The organism is Terriglobus sp., from assembly GCF_965201105.1.
Lineage (GTDB): Bacteria > Acidobacteriota > Terriglobia > Terriglobales > Acidobacteriaceae > Terriglobus.
Window position 1 is genome coordinate 1,687,595 of the sequence record NZ_OZ241741.1, and the last position, 21,083, is coordinate 1,708,677.

Genomic DNA, 21,083 nt, shown 5'->3' on the forward strand with positions numbered 1-21,083 from the left:
CGGCCAGCCGCTCACGTCCGAACACCACTTTATCGCTTGCCGTGTATGGCCACCTGGCGATCTTCGAACGCCTCTCTTGGCGACATCAGCAGGGCGAACGTCATGGGGGGCAGTTCGAGGCGGCCCTCGCTTGGACGGATATCCGCGCGAGAGATCAGCTTCAGCTCCTCGCCTTCGAGCAGGTTTAAGGTGTACAGCTCATCGTCAAGATTGGCGGCGATGCGTGCTTCTTCACGCTGGACGACCAGGGTGCAGGAGTGTTCGTCCACCGTGACTTCGAGGTGGTGCAGGTTGCCATCGTTCAGGCAAACGTAGCTGCGGCGCAGCTTGATCAGCTCTTTGACCCAGGCGAGCATTTCGGCGTGCTTGCCCTCGGCCTGCTCGTCCCAATTGAGCTTGGAGGCTTCGTAGGTTTCGCGTTCTTCAGGGTTGGGCACGTCGTCGCCGAAGCCGAAGGCGGCAAACTCCTTGCGGCGGCCCTCGGCGACCTGTTTGCGCAACTCCTCATCTTCGTGATCGGCGAAGTACATAAACGGTGTAGATGCAGCCCATTCCTCGCCCTGAAAGAGCATCGGCAGATAGGGTCCGGTGAGCAGGATGCCGACCGCGACCCGCGCGGCGTCGATGCCGACCAGATGCTCGATACGCTCACCTTTGGCGCGATTGCCGACCTGATCATGGTTCTGGTCAAAATGGATGAAATGGTGCGCGGCCAAACCGTTGGGCGGCCGACCGTGGCGGCGCTTCCGGAAGCCGGAATAGCGGCCGTCATACACAAAGCTCTGCTGCAGCGACTTTTCCAGATCCGCAAGAGTGCCAAAATCGGCATAGTAGCCCTGCTCTTTGTTCTCGGGCTGATAGAGATTCGTGAATAAGGCGTGGTGGAAGTCGTCGCTCCATTGGGCATCCATGCCATAGCCGTTCGCTTCGCGTGAGCGCACGATGCGGGGGTCATTCAGGTCGCTTTCGGCGATCAGGAAGAATTCGCGTGCGAGGGTGGAACTGAGGCGTTCGACCTCGCTCGAGATCTGCTCGAGAAAGTGAACGGCGGATAGATCGATGAAGGCGTGAACGGCGTCGAAGCGAAGACCGTCGCAGTGGTAATCCTTGAGCCACATCAGCGCGTTGTCGATGAAGAAGCGGCGAACCTCGTCGCTGCCGCCGCTGTCCAGGTTGACGGCGTCGCCCCATGGTGTCTTGCGATTGTTGTTCAGATAATCGCCGAACTTTCCGGTGTAGTTTCCGACAGGGCCGAAATGGTTGTAAACCACGTCGAGAATGACGCTGAGACCGGTGGCGTGGCAGGCGTCGACGAACCGTTTGAAGCCGTCGGGGCCGCCGTAGGCTTCGTGCGTGGCGAAGAGCGCAACGCCGTCATAGCCCCAGCCCTGTTCGCCGGCCCAGGCGGCGATGGGCATGACTTCGACGTGCGTAATGCCGAGCTCGGCCAGGTACTTCAGGCGCGAGATGGCACCATCGAAGGTTCCTTCCTTGCTGAAAGTACCGATGTGCAGTTCATAGATGATGGAACCCGTCTTTGGCGCTCCGCGCCAGAGCTGGTCGTGCCATTCAAACGCGGTGTGGTCGTAAATCTCGGACGTGCCGTGTACGCCGTCTGGCTGCCGCAGGCTGCGCGGGTCGGGGTAGGGAGTCGGATCGTCATCGAACAGGAAGGCATATCGATCGCCGCAGCCTGCCTCCGGAACCTCAAGCATCCACCAGCCGCGGCCGTTCGGCCCCTCCATTGGCAACACTTGATTGTGCCAACACAACGCCATCTTCTCCGCTTTTGGTGCCCAGACTCCAAACTTATGCACTGCGATCCGCCCCCACACAACTCTGACTACTGATTTAGGAGTGTGGAGCTTCTGTGCCGGTTGGCCCTTCAACGCAGAGTACAGGCATCGGAACGCGCCCATTCGCGACAACTTCGCATGCTGGTAACAGGCGAGGCATGCTGAAAGCGACATCGCTGACGACCGGAGCTCGACTCGAGAGTTTGGTACGCGATTTCAATCGCTACCTAGCATAGCGGCCACGCCTACGGCTTGGATGGTGTTGCAATACCTGCGGCGATCTGCTGCAGGTATTGCTGCGCGAGCGCGTCGTCCGGGTGACTCTGCAGCCAGGAGTGGAAGGCGCGGGCGGCCTCGTCCATGTTGCCGGTGTGGAAGGCAGCCAGCCCAAGATTGCGCAGAACGGGCGGCTGTTGCGCATCCACTTGTGCGGCCAACCGGAAAAGCGGGAGGGCAGCGGTGTAGTCGCGGGTGCGGGCCAGTGCGGTGCCGCCGTCGTTCAGACTTTGCGCGGTGAGTTGAGCAAGTTGCTGCTGTGTCTGCTCATTCGCGGCAGCGTTCGTGTGTGTGGCCGACTTCTGTGCGTCTGCGCGGCCCTGCGCGGTGAAGTTGTTCACAAGACCGGTGCTTTGCGACAGCGCGGGGGCGATATTACTTTTCGCCATGACTGTGTGGATTGCGGCGTCACGGGCGGCGTAGTTTGAGGCGAGTTGCGGATCGGCCTGCGAAGCGATACGGCTGAGTGCAACCAAGGCGCGACGTATCTGGTACTGGTTGTGCTGAAGGTCCGTGCCCGTCAGATCGACGGCTTTTCGTAGCAACGGTTCTGCGTCGGTGTAGCGGCCCTGCGCGAACGCATTCATGCCCAGTTGCAACCAGGGATCGGGTGAGGACGGATCGGCCTGTGCCGCGGCATGCAGGGGTGCTTCGGCATCGGCAAAGCGCTGGTACTCCGAGAGAATGGCGCCCAGGTCGTAATTGGTCTGGAAGGAAGCAGGCTCAAGCCGTTGCGCGGTGGTGAAGTGGTTGAGCGAGTCGGCGTTGTACTGGTACTCGTTCAACTCCCAAAATGCATTGCCGAGGGCCAGGTGCGTTGCTGCGGAGTCCGGCTCCAGGCGCACCGCCTGCTCCAGTTGCGTGATGGTGCAGCCAAGGTCGTCCGCGGCGTGACATGCCGACGCAAGAAGCAAGCGCGTCTTCGCCGTGTCACCCTGCGTGCGGAGTGTTTCAGCTTCGAAGCGGCTCGCCTCGGCGGGTTGATTCGCAAGCAGGAGAGTGGCGAGCAGTTGCTGGCGCAGTTCGGGTGTGTCCTCAACTTCCAGCGCGCGGGCGAAGGCAATGTCTGCGGGCTTGGACTGGTTTTGCGAAAGGTACATCGCACCACTGAATTGCAGCGCTAGTGCGGCCAAGTGCCGGCTCTTCGAAACGATGGCACCCGTGTCGCCGGCGCCGAGAGATGCTTGCTGGTCGGCTATGGCTCTCTGCAATTGCGTGGCCACGGGCGAGGCCTCGGCCGTGTTCTGTTGCGCCGAACCAGTCCGCAGGGACGTGAGCAGCAGCAAGAAGATCGCCGCCCTCTGAAGCGGGTTTGCGCTCGCTTTTGCCTTCAACGCCGGTCGTTGCATGATCAATCTGGAAAGGCTGACGTGCCGCGCACGATGCGGATATTGTGGTCGGTAAAGGCATAGTGCATCTCTGGCAGTTCGTTCTTTGGCATATGGCACGAAACGCACTTGCTGGTGGCCACGGGACAGGCGTTCGCGGCGTGCGCTACGTCCTTGACGGGGCGGTCCTTGGTCGTGTGACAAGCGAGGCAGGCGGCGTCGTACGCCACGTCGTTTTTCTCAAGGGGAGCGTGCGGGTCGTGGCACGAGGTGCAGACCAGCCGCGCGTCGCCCTTGGTGCCCCAGCAATGGCTCTTCTGTAAACGATACGCGGGGAAACGTACGGTCTGCACGCCGACCGCACCCATCAGGCGCACGTCCCAGCTGGTGCTGTGGCAGGAGCCGCACAGGTCCACCTGCTGCACGGGCGTCATGTCATCGGGGTTCAGGATGTGCGCGTCCAGATGCTGCGGTTTGCTTGCCGCGGCGTTGGTGGCCCCTCGCTGCTCCATCGCTTGCATGTGCGCGCGGCCCGGGCCGTGGCAAGACTCGCACCCAATGCCGGGCGTGATGGTAGTCAAGTCGGCGGAGATGTTGTTGGTGTGGCAGGCGAAGCAGGTCTTCGCCTCAAAGCTGGCAATGGGCCTGCCGACGGCTCCGTCCAGAGAAAGCGGCGTGCCGTGCAGGCGGCCCGGTGTAGCGGCAAAAGTTTGCAGCTGCGCAAAGTAATTGAAGCGGCTCTCACGAAAGCCGTCGCCCTGCTGCCACAAAAAGCTCTGGCCCACGTCGCCGGAGCCGAACACCCACTGCATTTCGGCGTCCGTGCGCGCGCCGTGCGCGTCGGCCACGTGCATGAGCAGGCCGCTCTTGCCGGTGGAAAGCGTGTAGTGGTAGTCGCCAAGCTGGTAGGTAGCGTGAAGCTCGCCCGGCGTGACGGCGCCCTGGCCGGCGTGCTTGAGCGTGTGTGCCATCTGGCTCTGCTGCTGTGTGGCGTAGAGGTCCGCGTGGCACCTGGCACAAGCCGCGGACCCAGCATAAACGCTCTGGTCGGGAAGCTGCTTGGTCGGCCACCATGCGGCGCTGCGAAGATGTTCCTGCGTTGTATGGGGCTGGTCGGCGGTATTGTTCGCCTCACCGATGACCGCGAGGCCGAGCGCGAACGCGACGAGCACCATCAGCCATGCAGCAAATCGCGACATCGATGGAAACAGGATACCGCGCGAACGGCAGTGTGGGCCTCGCGGACTTGCCGGTCAACCTTCCTTCTTGGGTTCCCTGAGTTCGTCTTTTCGCCAGGGCTTCACAAACCAGCCGCGCTGTTCGATGTCGTGACTCATGGAGACGCCGGGGTCGGCGACAGCGCGGGAGTTTCGGACGCATTTTCCACGACCGTATAGCACATGCCCGCGGTCCTAGAATCGTGGAATGGCCGCTGACTTTACCCACCTGCACCTCCATACCGATTACAGCCTGCTGGATGGCGCCTGCGACGTGGACAAGCTGGCCGCGCACCTGAGCAAAATGGGCCAGACTGCGGCGGCGATGACCGACCACGGCAACATCTATGGCGCCGTGCACTTTGCCGAGGCGATGGGAAAGAAGGGCATCAAGCCGATCATCGGGTGCGAACTGTACCTGTCGCAGACGAACGATCACCGCGAGATGAGCGGCGGCTACAACCACTTCTTGGTGCTGGCCGAAAACGATGAGGGCTACCGGAACCTGGTGCGGCTGACGAGCGAGGCTTCGCTGCACGGGTTTTATCGGAAGCCGCGCGTGTCGAAAGAATTCCTGGCGAAGCACACGGAAGGCCTGATCGGGTTCAGCGGCTGCCTGGCGGGTGAGTTGAACCAGCACCTGATGAAAGACAAGTACGAGGAGGCCAAGAAGACGGCAGGCTTCTTTCACGAGATCTTTGGGAAGAACAACTTCTTTCTTGAGATCCAGGACCACGGGCTCCAGCCGGACAAGGCTGTGTGCGAACAACTTTTTCGCATGGAGAAGGATCTCGGCATTCCGCTGATCGCGACGAATGATGCGCATTACGTGGCGGGCGATGATTCGCGCGCGCACGAGATTCTTCTGTGCGTGCAGACGGCGGCGAGCATGAACGATCCGAACCGGTTCAAGTTCGACACGCAGGAGTTCTACATCAAGAGTGCGGAGGAGATGTACCGCACCTTTGCCGGGCATGAAGAGGTGTGCAGCCGCACGATGCAGTTCGTGGACCGCTGCAACGTGAAGATCAAGCCGGTGAGCAATCCGTTCCCCGATTTTGCGGTGCCCGCGGGCGAGTCGCTGGACAGCTATTTCGAGCAGGTGTGCCGGCAGGGATTGCGCAAGCGGTTCGACACGGCAGTTGCGTTTCTGGAGTCGCGCGGCATTCAAAAACACACGCGCGCGGAGTACGAGCAGCGGCTGAACCGCGAGCTTGAGTGCATCAAGGCGATGAAATTTCCCGGCTACTTCATGATCGTGTGGGACTTCATCCGGTACGCAAAGGAGCAGGAGATACCAGTGGGGCCGGGGCGTGGATCGGCGGCCGGATCGCTGGTCGCCTACGTGATGGAGATCACGGACATCGACCCGCTGCAGAACGAGCTGCTGTTTGAGCGATTTCTGAATCCAGAGCGCGTGAGCATGCCGGATATCGACATTGACTTCTGCATGAACCGGCGCGGCGAGGTGATCGACTATGTGACGCGCAAGTACGGTCGCGAGCAGGTGGCACAGATCATCACGTTCAACACGATGGCGGCGAAGGCGGCGATCAAGGACGTAGGCCGCGCGCTCGACATGCCGTATGGCGAGGTGGACCGCATCGCCAAGATGGTGCCGGCGACGATCGGCATCACGATTGAACAGGCGCTGAAGGATTCGCCGATGTTGCAGACCGCGTATGACCAGCAGCCGCCGGTGAAGGAAGTGATCGACGCGGCGATGCGGCTGGAAGGCCTGGTGCGCGGCGCGGGTGTACACGCCGCGGGTGTGGTGATTGCGCCGCAGCCGCTGACAGAATTGGTACCCGTAACGCGGACCAAAGACGAGGGTATTGTCACCGCGTATGACATGAAGGCCGTGGAGAAGATGGGCCTGCTCAAGATGGATTTCCTAGGGCTGACGACGCTGACCGTAATCGACGATTGCCTGAAGCTGATCAAGCTGAACCGCGGCGAAAACGTCGACATGGCTAAGGTGCCACTGGACGACCAGGAGACGTATGAGCGGGTGTTCCACAAAGCGCTGACGAGCGGCGTCTTTCAGTTCGAGTCGGGCGGCATGCGCGACGTGCTGCGGCGATACAAGCCGACGACGGTGGAAGATCTGACCGCCTTGAATGCGCTATACCGTCCGGGACCGATCCAGGGCGGCATGATTGACGACTTTATCGAGCGCAAGTGGGGGCGGCGCCCGGTTCAGTACATGCTGCCGGAATTGGAACCGCTGCTGAAGGAAACGCTGGGCGTCATCGTGTACCAGGAGCAGGTGATGCAGATCTCGTCCGCGATTGCCGGCTACTCGCTTGGCGGCGCCGACCTGCTGCGGCGCGCCATGGGTAAGAAGGATCCTGAGGCGATGGCGAAGCAGCGCGACCTGTTCATGGCGGGTGCGGCGGAGAAGAGGCACCCTAAAGACAAGGCGGGGCAGCTGTTCGATTTGATCCTGCAGTTTGCCGGATATGGCTTTAACAAGTCGCACTCAAGCGCGTACGCTCTGCTGGCATATCACACGGCCTGGCTGAAGACACACTATCCGGTGGAGTTCATGGCGGCGCTGCTGACCAGCGAAACGAGCAAGCCGGAAAATGTGGTGAAGTACATTGGCGAGTGCCGCGAACTCGGCATCACGGTGTTGCCGCCAGATGTGCAGATCAGCGATGCGAACTTTACGCCTGCGGGCGATTCCATCCGTTTTGGGCTGGCCGCTATCAAGAACGTGGGCGGCAATGCGATCGAGACCATCACGGCTTCACGCCGCGCGTTGCAGGAGGAAGGGAAGCCGGGCTTCGTTTCGTTGTGGGAGTTCTGCGAGAAGGTCGAACTGCGGCTCTTGAACAAACGCGTGCTGGAGTCGTTGGTCAAGGCGGGCGCGATGGACACGTTCGGCTCGCGTGCGCGCGTGTTTGTCGCGCTGGATTCGGCGATGGAGCGCGCGCAGAAGACGCAGAAGGATGCGGCGAGCGGACAGAGCGGCTTGTTTGGCCTGTTCGACGCGGGCACGCCGGCGGCGTCCAGCACCAGCGTGGCGGATGACCTGCCAAAGATGCCCGAGTGGGACGAGCACACGCGACTGCAGAACGAAAAGGAGGTGCTTGGCTTCTTTGTGAGCGGCCATCCCATGGATAAGTACCGCGAGAAGCTGCGCAATCTAAAGGTCGTGGACACAGCGACGGCATGCGAGATGAAGCCGGAGCCGGTGGTCTTCCAGCGTGGTCAGCGCGAGCCGCAGAACGAGATTTCTGTTGCGGGCGTCATCACTGGGTTGAAGGCGGCGAAGTCGAAGCGCTCGGGCGAGTGGTACGCCTCGGCTTGCCTGGAGGACACCGCGGGCAAGATCGACCTGATCGCGTTCCCGAAGGACTACGAAAAGCTGCAGGAGAAACTGAAGATCGACGTACCGGTGCTGGTGCGTGGATCGTTGCGGGGTGAGGAGGACGCGGCGCCAAAGCTGAGTGTGACCGCGATTACCGCGCTGGAGGATGTACAGATCAAGCTGCCCGAGGCACTGCGGATCAAGGTGCCGCTACACCATCCAGATGCCGCGCTGCTCGACAAGCTTGCCCTTGTGTTTCAGGGCCGCCCCGGACCAGGCAAGCTGCTGCTGGACCTGGAGGAGCCAGGCGAGTTTTGCGCCGTCCTGGAGCCAAATGGGATCTCCGTCTGCGCCGACCGCTTGTTCATCGATCAGGTCGAGGAACTGGTGGGGGCGGGCGGAGTGCGCGTCATTAACTAAGCCCTTCTTTGCAACAGAAAAGCTCCGGCCGAGGCCGGAGCTTCTGATCCAATACAAACGCAATTGTTTATCCAGCGTGACGGGCGTTCGGCAGCTTGTAGAAAATTTTATCGACAGCCTTGGCACCTTTGCGCGCGTTCTTGTCCGCATGTTTCGTCGACAGTTCGTCAGTCGCCGTTCCGCGGAAGATCAACTGGTGCGTGCGGCTGTCATACAGGTCGACAGCGAGCGTTCCGACGGGTACGAGTTCGCTGCGGGTCGTCGCGACTCCATCTCCACCGAAGCCGCCGAAGCCGCCCCAACCGCGACCACCCCAACCGCCCCAGCCATAGCGGCCACCCCAACCACCATAGCCCCATCCCGGGCCCAGGTCGTTGTAGAACGTGGTGTACTCCTGCGTATTTTTGACGTTGCCCACGGCGGTCACCGCGACATCACCACCCTGCGGAACCTCCTGCCAGCCGTGGTCGCGCAGGGAAGCTTCGATGTTGCTGCGAATGCGGCCCTCCATCAGCTGATCGCTGGCATGCACGCGATAGATCGAAAAGGTGTGGTACTGCGCGAAGTTAGCGTTGTGGTCATAATCGGTGTACACCTTCTGTGCGTGCACCAGAGACGCACTACCAAAGGCTACGATGGTGCCCAGCGCGGCAGCCGCGAAACGTTGCGTTGTGCTCTTCATGATCGAAGGCTCCTTTGTGACGTTGAACAGTCACATCACGATGATTTAGATGGAAGTGCCTTGCAAAAGCAGCTTTGCAGACGCGAAGTGACGCCTGATCGCACAAGCCGTGTATGGCCGTGTTTGCCGCAGCGGTAGAATGCACTCGAGAGCACATGGCAGAGATGGAAGCAGTTCGGCCCGCTGAAACGAATGAGGCATGGCGCAAGACCGAGGTAGCCCGCAACCCGCAGCGCCTGCACCCCATGGATTACCTCGAAGCAATCTTTACCGAGCACCAAGAACTGCACGGCGACCGCGGCTTTGCGGATGACTGCGCAATGTACTGCGCGATGGCGCGACTGGATGGAGCGCCCGTCATGGTGATCTGCAACCGCAAGGGCCGCACCACCAAGGAACGCATGCGCTATCGCTTTGGCTCACCCGAGCCGGAAGGTTACCGCAAGGCTCTGCGTGCCATGAAGCTGGCAGAAAAATTCGGACGTCCCGTGGTGACACTCATCGACCTGGCGGGTGCGTATCCGGGGCTTGGCGCAGAAGAACGCGGGCAGGGTGAAGCGATCGCGCGCAACCTGGTTGAGATGTCACAGCTCCGCGTTCCCACCATCACGCTGATCACGGGCGAGGGCGGCTCTGGCGGCGCGCTGGCTCTCGCGGTAGCGGACCGTGTGCTGATGCTGGAAAACGCAATCTACTCCGTTATCTCGCCAGAGGGTTGCGCCTCCATCATGTGGAAGGACTCCTCGAAGCGGCAAAAGGCGGCCGCTGCACTGAAGTACACCGCGCCGGATGTTCGCGCGCTGGGGTGCGTGGACGATGTGGTCGCGGAGCCATCCGACGGCAATCACGAAGCTGGAATCGCGCTGGTCGCGAACCAGTTGCGCAGGGAACTCGCGTCACTTGGTGCAGAGCCGATCGAGGTCTTGTTGGAGAAGCGGTACGAAAAGTTCCGCAACATCGCACAGTTCTACACGGCAGAACCCGCGAGAGCGCAGTAGCCAAGGAGCGCGTCCGCATGCAGCAGGAAACCGCGCCAGACTTTTCCGTACCCGGGCAGACCGGGCTGTCTCCGCGACCGGGTGCCGCAGGTCGCGCCGCCGTTACGTTTCTGCTGTGCGCGGTGCTGTTCACGGTCACGCTGGTCGCGGTCGGGTTCGTGATGCGTCTGCTTTCGGACCGGTACTCCGCCTCGAACCTGGCCGTCTTGGGACCGCTGCTGACGGCAGGGGTGCTCTTCACGGGTTTACTGCTGATTGCGCGCTCGCGCGTCCCGGAACTGCGTGCGCTCAGCGCGGTGGGACTGGTGCGCAGGCCGTCGGCGGGCAGGGAAGTTGCGATTGGGACGGCGGCCGGCTGGGCCATCGGTGTGGCTCTGGTGATGCCGGGCGTGCTGGCGATGCGCATGCACAGCACGCTGGCTTTTGATGGCTTTCATCTGGGAGCGGCAACCGCGTCCGTGCTGGTGCTGCTGCTGTTTGTGCTGGCGCGGCAATTGATGCTGTGCGGTCTGCCGTTTCGCAGCCTTTCGCAGGCCACGTCGCCGCTGTTTGCTTCGGTGGCGTTCGCGGGCCTCGCGGCGCTGCTGACGGTATACACCGTGCAAGCCGATGCCACCGAAGCGATGCTGGCCGCACTGGCGCAACTGGTCTTTGGCATGGCGGCGGTGCGCACGCGCGCGATTTGGCTCGGCGGCATGCTGCAGTTTATGTGGGGGCTGACAGTGACCCTGTTGTTCGGCCTGCCGTCTTTCCTGTGGCCGCCCGCCACCGGCATTGTGCAGAGCAGCATGTCTGGCCCGCGCTGGCTAACGGGCAGCGCCTTCGGCCCCGAAGCCTCGTTCTGGGCGGGACTGGTTGTTCTAGCCGCGCTGATCGTGGTCTGGCGACTGACGCGTGAGTACGCCTGGCACTACACGTTTGACCCGATCGTCGGGGCCGGTTACGCCATGGACGTGCCGCCGCCGGCTGAACACGTTCGCATGGAACAGTCCGCGCAAACTGCGCCGCTGGTACAAATTGGCGGTGCAGGAGCCGCTGCGGCAGGCTCTGTACCCGACCCAAGCGAACCCGCCGAGCGTTTCTAGTCGCCTGTTCAAACGTCGGCGTAAGACGGCATTTGCAATCTTCTACTTGGTAGCGATACATTCGTGTGCATCGGGGGGTCGTTATGCGTTTTCTTCGCCTGTGCACGTTGCTGGCTGCCGGCTCAGCAATCCTGTGCGCCGGTGCGCAAACGCCCGGCCCGCAGCCGCAGCGCGACGTCTTCGTGGTCGGCCGCGAGACAGCGATCGGGAACCCGATGGAGGGTTTCAGGCCGACGCGTGTGGATCTGCCCGCCGAGCCGATGGACGCAGGCGGACGCCGCGATCTGGTACGCATGTTGCTGGCCGAGCTTGGCTTTGCGCACCTGCCGCTGCCACTGGGTGCGCCAGGGCTTGAAATGCACGTGAACGGCCGTCTCACCACGACTCCAGCAGACCTGCAAAAGCGGCTGTACGAAAAAGGGATGTGCGCCGATCGAGGCGATCGCGTGATGATCACCGACCTGAAGTTTGAGCGCGACCGCATCCTGATCGACGTGAACGGCGGTCCATACCTGTCGCACCGGTTTCTGCGCCACGTCTCCATCAACGACATTCCGCTAGCCGGAAACGGGCAGGTGGGCGAGCGTGCCACGGGCACTCGCATCGCCTTGCTGTTTGAAGGACCGGTACCCCGCGTGACCGCCGCTGAATTGAAGAGCCTGTTGGAGCCCGTGCTGGATTTCGGCGTGAAATCTAGCGAGCAGGCCTATGCCGATACGTTGCCGGAGCCGATCAAGCAGGCCATTGACGAGCACCGCATTCTGGTGGGCATGAACAAGCGCATGGTGCTGGCCGCGGCTGGTCAGCCCGAAAGCAAGCTGCGCGAACGCGCCGTCGATTCGACGACCGGTGAAGTGTTCGAAGAGTGGATTTACGGTCACACGCCGCAGACGATCCGTTTTGTGCGTTTCCGCGGAGATCGCGTGATTCTGCTGAAAACCGGAGCGCTGGGCAAGCCGCTTGAAACGCGCGAGAAGGACGAGCTGGCGGATTATCGCGACCCTTCGCGCACCCACACCGTGGTTCTTGGCGGTGATGCCGGTGCGGACGACCGCAAGGCACCGTCCCTGCGGAGCGATGCGGAGACGAAAACCGAGGACAAGGGAACGGATGGAAAGCACGCGCCTTCCTTGAACCCGTCACCGTCCGCCGGAAATCTGCCCGCCCGCCTGGCCCTTCGCTGAGGAAGGGCAGCAGGAGCAGCTTGTCGAGCGCAGCCTCGCTTTAATGACACCGGGTTAGGAGGAACTTTGCCTGGCAGGCACAGAGCCATGCCGGATGATATTCTGACCAGGTTGCGCGATAGGGACCGCTGAACCTCATTCTGCGGTCTTGCCCGGCAGGTTATGCCTGTCAAGACTCGCGAATCACGATTTCACAGTGCCGCACCGCGGCCAAGAAGAGGCATTACCAATGGCAAAGATTGCCAAGACCGGCGACCGTAAAAAGGTCATGGACACCACCCGCAGCACCGATTGCCCGAAGTGCGGCAAGCCCACCCGGGTGGCGAAGCGCGTCAAGGACCGCGAACGCGGCACGCCTGGCGGCATGTACATCTCGTGCTCCGCTTGCGACTTTTTCGAGCGGCTGTAGTTACGAGACGAACTCTGGATTACAGAACGCCCGGTGCAAAGCGCCGGGCTTTTCTGTTGTTTGCAGGGCGTAATGCTGCTGCTTGCAGGCGTGCTGCGGCACGTCAGGACCGAAACGCCGTGTCCATTTCCAACAGCAGCGACCGCGCCGCGTCCCGCGGATTAGCCGCGCGCGTGATCGGCCGCCCCACGACCAGCATGGATGCGCCGTCCAGCGTGGCCTGCCGCGCCGTTGCCGTGCGGCTCTGATCGTCCGTCGCCGCCCCCTCCGCTCGAATGCCCGGCACCACTGTAATCTTCGGAAAGACAATCTCGCGCAAGGCCGCCACCTCCTGTGGCGAGCAGACCACACCGTGCGCATTGGCCAGCATGGCCATGTTCGCCAGCCGGCGCACCCGGCGCTCGGGCGACAGGTAAGACCCGGTCGCCCGCAGCTGCTGCAGGTTCATGCTGGTGAGCACCGTGACCGCAATGATCCTCAATCCTGGCGACATCTCTGCCGCGGCGTTGACCGCCGACTGCACCATCGCGGGGCCTCCCATGGCGTGAACCGTCAGCAGTTCCGCGCCGGTACGGCCCGCACTGCGTACGGCACCGGCGACGGTATTCGGGATGTCGTGAAGCTTGAGGTCGAGAAAAACATGCTTTCCGCGCCCTCGCAGCTCTTCAACGACGCGTACGCCCTCGGCAAGATAGAGCTCCAGACCCACCTTGTACCAGAGCACCTCATCACCGAGCATGTCCACCATTGCCAGCGCGGGCTCGCGGGCGGGGTAGTCCAGGGCGACAATCAGGCGTTCCCGTGCGGCCATGCCAGCAGTGTAACGGCGTGTGTCGAGCACCCGCGCGCTCTATGCTGAGGAGACGATGGAGATCGCAAAAGGGCATGCCCGACAGCCGACTGCGCTGACCATCGCCGGATTCGACCCCGGAACGGGCGCAGGCATCACGGCTGACCTGCTGACGTTTGCACGGTTCGGCCTGTTTGCAAGCTCTGCAATCACGGCGCTGACGGTGCAAAGCACGCGCGGTGTGCGCCGGGTACAGCCCGTGGATCCTGCACTGCTGCGCGACATGTTGGAAGAGCTGGAAGCAGACCTCCCTGCGGATGGCGTCAAAATCGGCATGCTTGGTGGGGCGCCGCAGGTACGAGTCGTTGCGGATTTTCTAACCGCGGTGCGAAGACGGCGAGCCATCGCGGTGGTGCTCGATCCCGTGCTGGTGTCCAGTTCCGGAGCGATCCTGCTGGATGCATCCGGCCTGGAAATGCTACAAACCGATCTGCTGCCTTTGGTGGACGCGCTCACTCCCAACGCACCCGAGGCGGCGCTGCTCACCGGGCTTCCGTGTGGCAATGCGCGCGAGGCTGAACAATGTGCGCGCACCCTTGCAGAGCGTTACCCGCGCCTGGTTCCGGTTGTTACGGGCGGTCACCTGGAAACGCCGAGAGACCTTGTATGGCAGCAGGGCAGCGCGAGCTGGATTCCTGGGGAGCGCCTTTCCTCTCGCGCGACCCACGGCACCGGCTGCGCTTTTTCCAGCGCGCTGCTGGCCGCCCACCTGCACGGCGAGGATTGGCCGCGCGCGGCCGCAACGGCGAAGCGATTTGTTGCGGAGGCGATCCGGACCGCCGTGCCACGCGGAGCGGGCTGCGGGCCCATGAACCTGCTCGGCCCCGCTCCGGCATCACGCTCAAGCGAAGACGAAGCCAGCCGATGAGGAGGACACAGCCTTCAAGGAGTCCCGATCATGGCCACCGCTTCTGTCCTGCACCTTCCGAGCATTTCAATCACCGCCACACCGCAGTTGCCGTCACTGCAGCCGCGCCCGGCTCGCCGCCGCACCACGCCACAGCAAGGCCGCGCTTTGGAACTGCTGGGCCACGCAATCGAGTACCTGGTTGATTCGCGGTTGCCCGAGGGTGGGCCGACGCCAGCAGAGAACCGCGCTATCCGCACTCTGATGGCGTGTTCGCGGTCTGTGTTTGAGGACAGTATCGCCGTTGTGCCGATGCACCAGCGGGTCAACAACTGGATGCAGGTTCAACTTCGCAGGCGTCACGTCTAGCGGCCGCGATGCCGCGTACGCCGTTGCTACAGTAGAACCAGAGGTCCTCTAGGCGATGCATCTGCGTATCAACGGCGACGAACGCGATTTTCCAGAGCTACAGGACGGCGCGGACGTGCACGCCCTGGTGCTGCAACTGGGCTTTCGGGCGGACCGCGTCGCTCTGGAGCGTAACGGCGACATCGTTCCACGCACGGCCTGGGCAGACACTCGGCTAGCCGAAGGGGACAAGCTGGAGGTGGTTCACTTCGTCGGCGGCGGTCTCTGCTCGCCGCTGGATGATTGAGACGCTGCTCCGGGGCGTGCCGTAAGCCGCATCAGTAAAGTTTCCCAGGCGTCGCCATAGCTCTTCCATCCACCCAATCGCGTAACCCGCTGTAGCGCCGCCTCGCTCATGAGCCGCTGCAGGGCAGGGTCGTCCGCGAGTTGTTGCAGCGCGTCTGTCATCGCGTCCACATCGCGAATACCGGTCAGAAATCCGTTCTGGCCAGGCGTCACGATGTCCGGCCCGCCACTGTTCGTGCTGGCAAGCACAGGGCAGCCACACGCCATCGCCTGACCCAGGACCACGCCGAAGCCGTCCTCCACGCTGGGCAGCACCAGAACATGGCTGCTGCTCAGAATGGCGGGCAAGTCGGCCTGCGGAATCGCACCCAGAAATTCCACGCCAGCGGTTGGCAGCCTGGCCAGCACGGGACGGATCTCTGCCGCGATGGAGCCAACGATGCGTAACCGCTTGTGCGGGTGCCGCAATCGTCCGAACGCCTGCAAAAGGTAGGGAATCCCCTTGCGCAGGTTGACACCGCCCACAAAAACCACCTGAAAGCTGTCTGTCGGCGGCTGCGCAACCGGCTGAAAACGTTCCAGACGCACACCATATGGAATCAGCGTCAGCTTGTCGCGCGGCACGCCCATTTCGACGAACGATTCCACCGCAAAGGTGGACGGTACGGTGATGTGGTCCGCGTCGTGGTAGATCGCCTCCTCGCGGACGGTGTCGCGCGGATCGCTTACGCGGCGGTCCACGCCCCACCGGCGGTATTCTTCCGTCAGCAGTTGCTCCTGGTAGCGCTGGTGCGACGATCCGCGGTCGCAGATGAAAATACCGCCGCGTTGCTGCACCAACCGGCCCGTTTTCAGCGAGGACCCGGAAATCGCGACCAACGCGTCGCACTCAGGCACCCGGCGGCTGGTGTACTCGTCAAAGGCGAGCGCGTTGGCATAGCCGGTCTGGTCCGCCAGCCAGACGGGAAGCAAGCCGTACCGGCCCAGCAGAAACTCCGGCGCATGAATCCAGGGGAAAGTCTCAACCAGCTCATGCGGCAAGCCCTCGCGGCGGACACGCCGCCACGGCCAGGTGGAGTAGATGCGTTCCAGGTGCCCGCGCCGGTGAAGCTCGCGCGCCAAATCAAACGAGTGGAAGACACCAAAAACGGTCTGGACGATGCGCATCGGAACCAGACTGGAGGGTACCAGAGCCGTAGGCCTGTGACCGCAGCCCGGGAACGGGTTGAAAGCACCCGCTGCGAGCGTCGCTTAAGCGACGCAGCATGCAGACGCCTGCCGAAGCGACTCCCAATCTGAGGAGAGTAAAGCGGAAGAGCTCTGATAATTGCGAACGTTGCATTATTCTGAAGTAACGCCAACCGTCTGGTATACAGAATATGTGTTATCAGACGTAGAGGATGTAGGCTGCTTGTTAGCTTGCGGACCTGAGTGCCGACTCGCCTGCAAGAACTCGGCGGACGATGCGGGCCTTCTTAAAAAACCAATCTCTGGCAGCTTTGACTCGCGACAGCTTGCATGCCTTGCGTGGCGGAGCGCCTGACCTGCTGTGGTAGCCTGAACCTGCACGGAGAGATGGCCGAGTGGCTGAAGGCGCACGCTTGGAAAGCGTGTATACCGCAAGGTATCCAGGGTTCGAATCCCTGTCTCTCCGCCACCCTTCCCAAAGCAAGCCACTCAGTCGTTTACGCCGTTCGAGGCCGAAATCCGAACTCACCTGAGTCCTTATACTCCAGATCTGGAGCAGATTGTGCACACGATCAGTGCGCCACTACTCCGCTGTCGCGGTAAGGTGCCTTCTTACTTCCGGCGCGACAAGCCTGCGATCAGGTCTGCGACAAGGCTGCGATCAAGTTTAATGTTGTTCCTCCGCTGAGGCCCCGATTCCGGTAGTGATGCCGTGCTTCTCCATGCGGTAGATCAGAGTGCGGCGGCTGATGTCCAGGTACTTGGCGGCATGCGTCTGGTTCCCGTGGAACTTTTCCAGGGTGCGACTGATCAGGTCGCGTTCCACCATCTCCAAACTGAGTCCGTCCTCCGGCAGTTCGGCAAACGCATCGTAGGCCGGCTTGGCAGGGCGGCCAATCTCTTCGGGCAACTCGTCCTCACCGATGATATTGTGCTGCGTGAGCACAACCAGCCGCTCCAACACGTTCTCCAACTGGCGGACGTTGCCTGGCCAGCGATAAGCAATCAGACGTTGCAGAGTTCCCTTTCCAAGCTGAACCCCTCGCACGTCGTGCCGCTGCTTCGCACGTTCGAACAACTCCAGGATCAGGCTGGGCAGGTCTTCGCGACGTTCGCGCAGCGGTGGAATCTGTAGCGGCACCACGGCCAGCCGGTAATAAAGGTCCTCGCGAAACGTACCGTCGTCCGCCATCGCCTGCAGGTTGCGATGCGTTGCCGCAATCACACGCACATTCACACGCGTCGGCTTGTCCGCACCCACTTTTGCGATCTCGCCCTCCTGCAGCAGGCGCAGCAACTTCACCTGAGCATCCAGCGGCAACTCGCCGATCTCGTCCAGAAACAGCGTGCCGCCGTCCGCGGCTTCAACACGCCCCGGACGATCGTTGAGCGCACCGGTGAAGGAGCCGCGACGATGCCCAAAGAGCTCCGACTCCACCAGTTCGCGAGGAATCGCTCCGCAGTTGATTGCAATGAATGACCGATTCTTGCGGCGGCTGTTCTGGTGAATCGCGCGGGCGATCAGTTCCTTGCCGGTGCCAGTCTCACCCTGGATCAGCACGGTGGCATCGCGTTCCGCAACGCGGCCGGCTTGCTCCAGAACCCGTAAGAAGTTTTTGGACTGCGCGATGATGCCGCTGAAGCCGTAACGCTGGTCGAGCGCCGAGCGCAACGTGCGCACCTCTTCCAACAGGGTCTGCCGCTCCATGGCGCGGCGCACCACAAGGAGCAAAGCTTCAAAGTCAAGCGGCTTGGTCACGTAGTCATAAGCGCCCATGCGCATGGCTTCCACAGCGCTTTCCACGGTGCCAAACGCAGTCACTACGATCACGGTCGCTTGCAGGCCTTCGCGCTGGATGAAGCCGAGCAGTTCCATACCGCTGGTGGGCATACGCAGGTCGGTGATGACCAGGTGTGGTTCCTCGGCCTGCAGCATGGTGCAAGCCTCCGCGCCGTCGCTGGCGACGGCCACGTCATACCCAGCTTCCGCCAACTGCATCTGCATCACACGGCGCAGGCTGCTGTCATCGTCTACCACCAGGATGCGCGCGGCGCTCATGCCGCCACCACGCACTCGGCCTGCGCTGCGGGTTCCTCTGTCGTTCCTGGCAGGTCGAGCACAAACGTGGTGCCACGCGACGTGCCGGGCATGCAGGCCAGCACGGCACTGTGCTGCGCCGCGATGGTGGATGCGATCGCCAGACCCAAGCCGGTGCCGTTTGGCTTTGTCGTGAAGAAGGGTTCAAAAATGCGGTCAGCCGCAGCTGGCGAGATACCCTCGCCCTTGTCGCGCACTTCCACGCGATAGCGTGCGTCGCGAGCCATGCCCCGCACGTCCACAGTTCCGCCCTCTGGCGAAGCCTGGATCGCGTTCAGCAGCAGGTTCAGCAGCAACTGCATGATCTGCTCGGGATCGCAGCGCAGCGTGCTCGCACCTGCGTGCAACGCAACCGCCACCTTGCGCTCGGCAGCGGCATGCTGTGCAAGCATGGTCACGGATCGCAGCAGCTCCTCTGCTGCGATCGTCTGCATGCGCGGCAGGCGTGGTCGCGCGAAGTGGAGGAAGTTCGTCAGCAGCTTATTCAGCCGTTGCGATTCCTTGGTCAGGATTTCCAGGCACTCCGCCTGGCTCTGCGGCGATGCCTGGCCGCGCGAAAGAATGCCCGCCGCACCACTGATGCTGGCCAGCGGATTGCGGATCTCATGCGCCAGGCTGGCCGAAAGTTGCCCAGCGGCGGTCAGGCGCTCGCTCTTCTTCAGTTGCTCAATGTTGTCCTGCAGCTCGGAGTAGACGGTCTCCAACTCGCGCTTGGTAGCTTCCACGCGCACGCGCTGCATGCGCTCCCGATCGGCCAGCACGCCTGCAATGATGCCCGCCGCTCCAAACGTACTAAGTTCCACGATCTGATCCTGCGCGTCAACCGGGGCGCGATACCAGTGCCGGAAGATGCCGGGGCTCAAGAGCACAACGGCGAATACCATGGTTTTGATCGCGCCACGCCAGCCAAAGAACAAACCGGCCAGCATAAACGGCAGGATATTCAGGTGGTGCAGCACGTTGTGCAGAACAACATCGCGCGGTGGGATCAGCCACGTCGACACGGCCAGAAAGATGACCAGGCAGGCGATCAGCGCAGCCTTATGCCTACTTGTGCGCAACACCGCCGGAACGCTGGGCATAGGGCCATTCTCCCATGTTGCCGGCTTCCGGCGGCTTCCCGCGGAGCGGGCTACACCAACGGGCGGCCACAGGTGTGCCGGTACAGGAGCACGGTTCCGCCCGTCTCGCTCATCCACGATCGTAAGTGCCCACGAGTCCACGCGACGGCATAATGCAATCGCACCGCCAAAGCAATTCCGCGGCTTTACGCTGATCCCGTGATTGCCTGCAGCGAACGTTGCACCATCTGGGACAGCACTGTTCCATTTGGGACAACGCGTGCAGCAAATGGGTCGAATTACACCGGCAACGCGCAGATCCGTTTGGCTGTTGAATTGCCGTACCAGTCCTCGTGAAGTTTTTCCGAACCGCTGTTTTAGGAGCGTTTGCATCCAGCTGCGCCACCACGCATGGCCAGCAGCTACCGTCCGCGCCGCCGGAGTCAGTCTCCACGGTCGCGTCCACGACACCGCTTACGTTGGACGAAGCGGTAGCGATCGCGCGCGCCAACAGCCCACGCCTGCGGGAGGCTGCGAGCGCAACGCGGCAGGCGCTTGCCGGCGTTCAGACGGCGCGGGCGTACAGCAATCCAAGCGTTGAGGTGTTTGAGGGGCGTCAATATGCCCGGCCCATCAGCACGCCTGGTATCCCGGGCCTGCTGCAGCACTATGCGGCGTACCAGCCCATCGAGATCCCGAAGGAGCGCAATGCACGCAAACGCGCGGCCACGCTCAGTGGAGAGGCAAGCCGCTTTGCGGAACAAAGTGTCTCGTTGTCCGTAGTGGCCGACACCAAGCACGCCTTCTACGACGCACTGCGGCGCCGCGAAGAGATTGAGCATGCACAGGAAAACCTGCAACTGGTGGAAGGTCTGCAACGCCGCGTCGCTGTTGAGGTGAATGTGGGCGAGAAGGGTCGCCTGGAGTTGACGCGTGCCACTGCCGAGCGAGCGCGCGCCCAGTTTGCCGTCGCCAGCGCCCAGCTTCAATATGCACAGGCGATCGCCCGCCTGCGCGCCGTGATCGCGGCATCCGCGGACACCACGCTCGACCCGCAGGGCGACATGGAGCAGCGCACAGACCTGCCGCCACTGCCGGAGATGCGCGGATTGGTGCTGCGTACGCATCCCGCGCTGCAGCAGACGCAGAAAGATAAAGAAGCCGCGCAGGCGAACCTGGAGCGCCAGCGCGCCCTGCGCATTCCGCAGCCCACCGCCTTCGCCGAGTTTGAAAACCAGCCTGACCTGCGCTTCTGGCGCGCTGGCGTGACGATTGCGCTGCCAATCTTTGACCGCAGGCGGGGACCCATTGCGGAGGCAAGCGCCTCGATCGATCGCAACGCCGCCGTGCTCGCACAGCGAACGCTCGAGCTCACTTCCGCTCTGGAGCGCGCGTACGAGCAGTATCAGCTTGCAGACCAGCAGGCGAACTCTCTGCAATCGGGTCCGCTGCACGCCGCGGAAAGCGCGGTGCAGGGTGCGCAGGCGGCATACCGTTTTGGCGAACGCGGCATTGTGGAAGTGCTGGACGCCCAACGCGTGCTGCAAAGCGTGCGCGGCGACCTGCTGGATGCGCAATATGCGCGGCAGTCCGCGCGGGTTGACCTGGAAGAACTTGGCGCTGTGGCGCCCATCGGAGTGACGCCTTGATGCAGATTGGAACGCGAATAAAATT

At 62.4% G+C, this 21,083-nt stretch carries 17 protein-coding genes and 1 tRNA gene; 10 read left to right on the forward strand and 8 right to left on the reverse strand.

What is annotated here, in order from left to right; all coding sequences use genetic code 11:
• Positions 1–29: 29 nt before the first annotated feature.
• From treZ to ACOFKT_RS07525, 3 genes are all read right to left on the reverse strand, one after another.
• Entirely contained in the window at positions 30–1,835 is a 1,806-nt protein-coding gene (gene treZ, locus ACOFKT_RS07515) for a malto-oligosyltrehalose trehalohydrolase (protein ID WP_419806784.1), read from the reverse strand.
• A 206-nt stretch (positions 1,836–2,041) separates the two neighbouring features.
• Positions 2,042–3,421 carry a tetratricopeptide repeat protein gene (locus ACOFKT_RS07520; RefSeq protein WP_419806785.1) on the reverse strand — a complete coding sequence of 460 codons (1,380 nt, stop codon included), beginning with the start codon at positions 3,419–3,421 and terminating at the stop codon, positions 2,042–2,044.
• 2 nt (positions 3,422–3,423) lie between these two features.
• Positions 3,424–4,599 carry a multiheme c-type cytochrome gene (locus tag ACOFKT_RS07525; protein WP_419806786.1) on the reverse strand — a complete coding sequence of 392 codons (1,176 nt, stop codon included), beginning with the start codon at positions 4,597–4,599 and terminating at the stop codon, positions 3,424–3,426.
• 226 nt (positions 4,600–4,825) lie between these two features.
• Between ACOFKT_RS07525 and dnaE the strand changes: the two genes are divergently transcribed.
• A complete protein-coding gene (gene dnaE / locus ACOFKT_RS07530; RefSeq protein ID WP_419806787.1) occupies positions 4,826–8,353 on the forward strand; it encodes a DNA polymerase III subunit alpha in 3,528 nt (1,175 codons plus the stop codon).
• A gap of 67 nt (positions 8,354–8,420) precedes the next feature.
• Here the strand turns inward: dnaE and ACOFKT_RS07535 are convergent, their stop codons facing one another.
• Positions 8,421–9,035, reverse strand: a complete 615-nt coding sequence (locus ACOFKT_RS07535; RefSeq protein ID WP_419806788.1) for a DUF4136 domain-containing protein — start codon at positions 9,033–9,035, stop codon at positions 8,421–8,423.
• Between the two features lie 155 nt (positions 9,036–9,190).
• On the opposite strand from ACOFKT_RS07535, the gene ACOFKT_RS07540 reads away from it, so the two are divergent.
• The 4 genes from ACOFKT_RS07540 (at position 9,191) to ACOFKT_RS07555 (ending at position 12,711) form a co-directional block, all read left to right on the forward strand.
• The gene (locus ACOFKT_RS07540; protein WP_419806789.1) at positions 9,191–10,033 is read left to right on the forward strand and encodes an acetyl-CoA carboxylase carboxyltransferase subunit alpha; all 843 of its coding nucleotides are present in this window, start codon (positions 9,191–9,193) and stop codon (positions 10,031–10,033) included.
• 17 nt (positions 10,034–10,050) lie between these two features.
• Positions 10,051–11,118, forward strand: coding sequence for a hypothetical protein (locus tag ACOFKT_RS07545; RefSeq protein WP_419806790.1), 1,068 nt, complete (start codon positions 10,051–10,053; stop codon positions 11,116–11,118).
• A gap of 83 nt (positions 11,119–11,201) precedes the next feature.
• A complete protein-coding gene (locus ACOFKT_RS07550; protein WP_419806791.1) occupies positions 11,202–12,302 on the forward strand; it encodes a hypothetical protein in 1,101 nt (366 codons plus the stop codon).
• A gap of 229 nt (positions 12,303–12,531) precedes the next feature.
• Positions 12,532–12,711, forward strand: a complete 180-nt coding sequence (locus ACOFKT_RS07555) for a hypothetical protein (RefSeq protein ID WP_263412662.1) — start codon at positions 12,532–12,534, stop codon at positions 12,709–12,711.
• A gap of 103 nt (positions 12,712–12,814) precedes the next feature.
• On the opposite strand, the gene pyrF is transcribed toward ACOFKT_RS07555, so the two are convergent.
• On the reverse strand, positions 12,815–13,522 hold the full coding sequence (gene pyrF / locus ACOFKT_RS07560) for an orotidine-5'-phosphate decarboxylase (protein ID WP_419806792.1): 708 nt from the start codon (positions 13,520–13,522) through the stop codon (positions 12,815–12,817).
• A 55-nt stretch (positions 13,523–13,577) separates the two neighbouring features.
• Here pyrF and thiD point away from each other — a divergent pair, with 55 nt between their 5' ends.
• Genes thiD through thiS form a run of 3 tightly spaced genes read left to right on the forward strand, consistent with a single transcriptional unit; the run spans position 13,578 to position 15,063 of the window.
• Positions 13,578–14,429: a bifunctional hydroxymethylpyrimidine kinase/phosphomethylpyrimidine kinase gene (gene thiD / locus ACOFKT_RS07565; RefSeq protein ID WP_419806793.1), complete on the forward strand. Its 852-nt coding sequence runs from the start codon at positions 13,578–13,580 to the stop codon at positions 14,427–14,429.
• A gap of 30 nt (positions 14,430–14,459) precedes the next feature.
• Complete coding sequence (locus tag ACOFKT_RS07570; RefSeq protein ID WP_419806794.1) at positions 14,460–14,777, forward strand: hypothetical protein; 318 nt, start codon at positions 14,460–14,462, stop codon at positions 14,775–14,777.
• A 55-nt stretch (positions 14,778–14,832) separates the two neighbouring features.
• The gene (gene thiS / locus ACOFKT_RS07575) at positions 14,833–15,063 is read left to right on the forward strand and encodes a sulfur carrier protein ThiS (protein WP_419806795.1); all 231 of its coding nucleotides are present in this window, start codon (positions 14,833–14,835) and stop codon (positions 15,061–15,063) included.
• Here thiS and ACOFKT_RS07580 read toward each other — a convergent pair.
• Positions 15,021–16,229 (reverse strand): glycosyltransferase family 4 protein, encoded by a 1,209-nt coding sequence (locus tag ACOFKT_RS07580; protein WP_419806796.1) that lies wholly within the window; start codon positions 16,227–16,229, stop codon positions 15,021–15,023. The genes thiS and ACOFKT_RS07580 overlap by 43 nt on opposite strands.
• Positions 16,230–16,631: 402 nt before the next feature.
• Here ACOFKT_RS07580 and ACOFKT_RS07585 point away from each other — a divergent pair.
• A tRNA-Ser gene (locus ACOFKT_RS07585) sits at positions 16,632–16,719 on the forward strand.
• A 198-nt stretch (positions 16,720–16,917) separates the two neighbouring features.
• Here the strand turns inward: ACOFKT_RS07585 and ACOFKT_RS07590 are convergent.
• Both ACOFKT_RS07590 and ACOFKT_RS07595 read right to left on the reverse strand, forming a co-directional pair.
• A complete protein-coding gene (locus ACOFKT_RS07590; RefSeq protein ID WP_419806797.1) occupies positions 16,918–18,309 on the reverse strand; it encodes a sigma-54-dependent transcriptional regulator in 1,392 nt (463 codons plus the stop codon).
• Positions 18,306–19,430 (reverse strand): two-component system sensor histidine kinase NtrB, encoded by a 1,125-nt coding sequence (locus ACOFKT_RS07595; RefSeq protein WP_419806798.1) that lies wholly within the window; start codon positions 19,428–19,430, stop codon positions 18,306–18,308. Before ACOFKT_RS07595 ends, ACOFKT_RS07590 begins: the two co-directional genes overlap by 4 nt.
• A 332-nt stretch (positions 19,431–19,762) precedes the next feature.
• Here ACOFKT_RS07595 and ACOFKT_RS07600 point away from each other — a divergent pair, with 332 nt between their 5' ends.
• A complete protein-coding gene (locus ACOFKT_RS07600; protein WP_419806799.1) occupies positions 19,763–21,058 on the forward strand; it encodes a TolC family protein in 1,296 nt (431 codons plus the stop codon).
• The last annotated feature ends 25 nt before the right edge of the window (positions 21,059–21,083 follow it).

Bases quoted from the DNA above. Each gene is read 5' to 3' on its own strand.
- ACOFKT_RS07545 (WP_419806790.1), top strand. From the start codon at position 10,051: ATGCAGCAGGAAACCGCGCCAGACTTTTCCGTACCCGGGCAGACCGGG.
- ACOFKT_RS07535 (WP_419806788.1), bottom strand. From the start codon at position 9,035: ATGAAGAGCACAACGCAACGTTTCGCGGCTGCCGCGCTGGGCACCATC.
- ACOFKT_RS07550 (WP_419806791.1), top strand. From the start codon at position 11,202: ATGCGTTTTCTTCGCCTGTGCACGTTGCTGGCTGCCGGCTCAGCAATC.
- ACOFKT_RS07570 (WP_419806794.1), top strand. From the start codon at position 14,460: ATGGCCACCGCTTCTGTCCTGCACCTTCCGAGCATTTCAATCACCGCC.
- ACOFKT_RS07580 (WP_419806796.1), bottom strand. From the start codon at position 16,229: ATGCGCATCGTCCAGACCGTTTTTGGTGTCTTCCACTCGTTTGATTTG.
- ACOFKT_RS07525 (WP_419806786.1), bottom strand. From the start codon at position 4,599: ATGTCGCGATTTGCTGCATGGCTGATGGTGCTCGTCGCGTTCGCGCTC.
- dnaE (WP_419806787.1), top strand. From the start codon at position 4,826: ATGGCCGCTGACTTTACCCACCTGCACCTCCATACCGATTACAGCCTG.
- thiD (WP_419806793.1), top strand. From the start codon at position 13,578: ATGGAGATCGCAAAAGGGCATGCCCGACAGCCGACTGCGCTGACCATC.
- ACOFKT_RS07520 (WP_419806785.1), bottom strand. From the start codon at position 3,421: ATGCAACGACCGGCGTTGAAGGCAAAAGCGAGCGCAAACCCGCTTCAG.
- pyrF (WP_419806792.1), bottom strand. From the start codon at position 13,522: ATGGCCGCACGGGAACGCCTGATTGTCGCCCTGGACTACCCCGCCCGC.
- ACOFKT_RS07595 (WP_419806798.1), bottom strand. From the start codon at position 19,430: ATGCCCAGCGTTCCGGCGGTGTTGCGCACAAGTAGGCATAAGGCTGCG.
- ACOFKT_RS07590 (WP_419806797.1), bottom strand. From the start codon at position 18,309: ATGAGCGCCGCGCGCATCCTGGTGGTAGACGATGACAGCAGCCTGCGC.
- ACOFKT_RS07555 (WP_263412662.1), top strand. From the start codon at position 12,532: ATGGCAAAGATTGCCAAGACCGGCGACCGTAAAAAGGTCATGGACACC.
- thiS (WP_419806795.1), top strand. From the start codon at position 14,833: ATGCATCTGCGTATCAACGGCGACGAACGCGATTTTCCAGAGCTACAG.
- ACOFKT_RS07540 (WP_419806789.1), top strand. From the start codon at position 9,191: ATGGCAGAGATGGAAGCAGTTCGGCCCGCTGAAACGAATGAGGCATGG.